The 3421-nt window shown below is 46.5% G+C and carries 3 protein-coding genes; all 3 read right to left on the bottom strand.

Annotated elements, in window-relative coordinates; all coding sequences use genetic code 11:
* Positions 1-3: 3 nt before the first annotated feature.
* Positions 4-1629, bottom strand: a complete 1626-nt coding sequence (locus tag C4N24_RS14805; RefSeq protein WP_242983299.1) for a recombinase family protein — start codon at positions 1627-1629, stop codon at positions 4-6.
* Between the two features lie 93 nt (positions 1630-1722).
* Positions 1723-1905 (bottom strand): hypothetical protein, encoded by a 183-nt coding sequence (locus C4N24_RS14800; protein ID WP_005945116.1) that lies wholly within the window; start codon positions 1903-1905, stop codon positions 1723-1725.
* A 223-nt stretch (positions 1906-2128) separates the two neighbouring features.
* A complete protein-coding gene (locus tag C4N24_RS15895; protein WP_005945119.1) occupies positions 2129-2368 on the bottom strand; it encodes a replication initiator protein A in 240 nt (79 codons plus the stop codon).
* Positions 2369-3421: the final 1053 nt, after the last annotated feature.

Raw genomic sequence — 3421 nt, 5'->3', positions numbered from 1 at the left:
TTGTTACTCGATGGCATCCAATGGGCCGATAAAGCGGTAGAAAATCTGGATTTTCTGGACGTATTCGCCATCGACCTTTTCCGCTTTGGATACCAGAATCTTGTCAATCAGCTGATGCAGAATCTTATAGTTCAGTTCGGTGATGCCAGCGTACTTGCTAACTTCATCAATAAAATCCTGAATCTTGTCCAGCTGATCGTGTTCAGCACGGCCTTCCCGCTCGTACTGCTCAATCTTCTCGGTCAGTTCAGCCTGTTCTTTGTCGTAGCGATCTGCAAGCATTTGAAAACGTTTCTCCGGGAGAAGTCCCTTTGATACGTCCTCATAAAGTTTTGCATACAGGTCTTCGATTTCTGCGATTCGTGCTTTACACTGCTTCAAATCCCGTTTGTGCTGCGCCCGGTCAGAGGACACCCGGAGGTGCATCTGATTTGCAATCTTCTTCACAAGGGCTTCCCGATTGCTCACAGCGGCCTTTGCGTGTGCCTGAATGTCCGCAAAGACAGCTTCATGCAGAACACGGGCTTCCAAATTATGAGAGTCACAGGCTTTCGCACCATATTTCCGATAAGTGCTGCAACAATAAAAGGTCTGATCCAGAACACTGTTACGTTTGCGCCTGTGCTCGACCTTGACTAACATCGTTCTGCCGCAGTCTGCACAGCGGACGATGCCCTTGAAGATATTGTCGTAGTCGGTCTTATCACACATAAAACAACCGGAACGGCTGTAAAGGATTCGCTGCACGTTTTCCCAGCGGTCTTGTGGGATGATTGCTTCATGTGTATTCGGAACGATAGCGCGTTCTTCAAACGGAATATAACGCCGCTTTTTGGATTTCATGGACACGGTGGGCTTGGCTTCGTAGATGATGTGTCCGGCGTAGACTGGGCTGTGCAGAACCTGACTGATATAGGCACTGTCCCAATCATACATCTTTTCATCATCAATAAAGCGGCCAAACATCTCTTTCTTGTAGTAACACGGCTTCAAGACTTTTTCATCGTGGAGCCGCTTGGCGATGCGGTGAAGCCCCAGCCCTTCCTCTGCCATTGAATAGATATACTCAACAACGGGGGCGGTGTTCGGGTCGATCACAAGGTGATTGTGGTCGGCAGGGTCTTTCTGGTAGCCAAACGGTGCGCCGCTGGAGATATACTTTCCACTTTTCTTGCGTGTCCGAAGGGCACTCTTGATCTTTCGGGAAGTGTCTTTGGCGTACATTTCATTGATGATGTTTCGGAACGGGGCAATATCCATCTGAGATTGCTCGTTGGAATCATAACCATCGTTGATTGCAATATAGCGGACACCGTGTTCAGGAAAGAAGATTTCCATATACGTTCCGGTTTCGATGTGGTTGCGTCCAAGTCGGGACTGGTCTTTGGTAATGACTGATGCCACCTTTCCTTCCCGGATATCATCCAGAAGTTCCTGAAAGGCAGGGCGGTCAGAGTTCGTACCGCTGTAACCATCATCAACATAGTACTGGCAATTCCCGAAACCGTTGCGTGTGGCATACTCCATAAGCATCGCCTTTTGAGTGCGGATGCTCAGGCTTTCGCTGTTTGAACCGTCATCTTTTGACAGTCGGCAGTATAAAGCAGTTACTTTTTTGTCCTTTTCCATGTGTACCTCCATAATGGAAAAGAGACCTCATCAATCACATTGTAGCGGATGCTGCGTGACGATGCAAGCCCTTTTCCGCAGTAAAACGTCCAATTAGCCAGCGGCGAGATACGATTCGGCAGTTTTACGAATTTCTTCTTCCACAAGCCGCTGAAAAAGCGTATTCATCGGCACATTGCCGATATAATGGCGTTCCACGATCAGGCGCACGGACTTCGGACTTCTCGGCGCACGTTTGCGTGTGGTGGGCTTCTTCTCAGATTTTTCTTTGTTCAAGGGCAGACCTCCTCATTCATGTGGTGCAAATACGGAAAGGAATGGATGGATTCTATTCGTTTTTCTCTTTTTGTTTTATTACGTTGGTTAGGTGAAAGTTTTCTTCGATACAGTCTTAAAGGCTGCTATACTGCATAGGAAAAATATCTTTTGCAGATGCTATTAAGAATCTGCATCACAGAATCGTGATTTTGGCGGTTCTTGAATCGTGAAAAACGCAGAACTATTCAACATTTGGAATTTTCACAAAGATGTGATTGGGCGAAGAAAACCGCGTTCGTCTGCGCTCAATCAATCCCGCAGCGTCCAATTCCTTAAGCGCACTGGAAACACTGACAGTGCTGCGCCCTAGCTGCTCAGCCAAAGAGCAAATCGTAAAAATGACAAACACGAATCCACGTTCATCTATCCAGAGATTTTTCTGCGAGAGCGTGGCACGGTCGAGTAGCAACACATAAGTCATTTTTGCAGTCTGACTCAGGTCAAGTTCCAAAAGGAAGCGTGGGTATGGGAGAAACGGCGGCAGCGGAGTTTGCGTGGTAAGATATTCTGAAATGTTGATCACCTCCAGCTGAAGCAGAAATCAGGAACAAAGAGTATGTAACGAGAATTGGTGGGTTCCAATTCTCCAGTCGCAGAAAAGCACGAAACAAGTGCTCAACTGCGTTAATAAGTTAAGGTCTCCCATATTGGTCCTCGACTTCCCTAGGAGTGGGGAATCGTCCGGCGGCGGGCTTGCACCGCACCATTGGCATTTCAGCCACCCCGTCTTCGTTATGACCGGGCTGCGAGTTACAGAAGTACCTTTTGTGAAGTACCGGACGATTGAACTATTCACTTGTCAAGGAACATATGGAAGATTTCTGGACTTTGACGGACGAAAAACATCCTTCTACTTGGTAGCCGATGAAAAAGGCCATTTCGTAGCATTGCAAGCAATTTTGTAAACAAAACGTCATAATAGTCCGAGAATGGTCTTGAAAAAGATGCCCTACACTTGGTAGGCATCAAGAACGCCTGTTTCGTAGCATTGGTGAGAAACTTGTAATTGAATTGTAATTCTTGAGACCAAATCTCCGCTTTTGAAAAAAAACTCTCAATAGGTAGGCAACGAAAACAGCCCAAAGACAACCATCTTTTTGAGAATTAACAAAAAGGTCACAAATGACCGGCTTTCAAAGAGGCGCTTCTACTATTAACAGAAAAAGTGGCCTAAAATGGGGGGTGTTGGAGAAAATTTCTGCCTTAAAAGTACGCCTCTACTCACTAGCCAGCGAGAATAACCAAAAGCCAGCAAAAAACAAATGAATTATGTACTTCTGCCACTGATTGCAACGGCATATCGGTGACAGAAAGATCGTTTAGAGCGATTCTTCGCGGTTTGGGGTGGTAGAAATCGTTTTGTAGTTGGACTTTTTCTGCTGAAGCTGCTCCAGCTGTTTCAGCACCGATTCCTTCTCCGGCATCTTACCGCCCGGTGCAGAAAGCTGCTGTTTATTCAGCACCATGTCGATAT

The sequence above is a fragment of the Faecalibacterium prausnitzii genome (assembly GCF_003287405.1).
GTDB lineage: Bacteria > Bacillota > Clostridia > Oscillospirales > Ruminococcaceae > Faecalibacterium > Faecalibacterium intestinale.
The sequence above is the reverse complement of the archived record's forward strand: the minus strand, read 5'-3'. Positions and strand labels throughout refer to the sequence as shown.

What these genes read in the sequence shown, in the direction of transcription:
- C4N24_RS15895 (WP_005945119.1), bottom strand. Translation starts at nt 2,368, where the DNA reads ATGACTTATGTGTTGCTACTCGACCGTGCCACGCTCTCGCAGAAAAAT.
- C4N24_RS14805 (WP_242983299.1), bottom strand. Translation starts at nt 1,629, where the DNA reads ATGGAAAAGGACAAAAAAGTAACTGCTTTATACTGCCGACTGTCAAAA.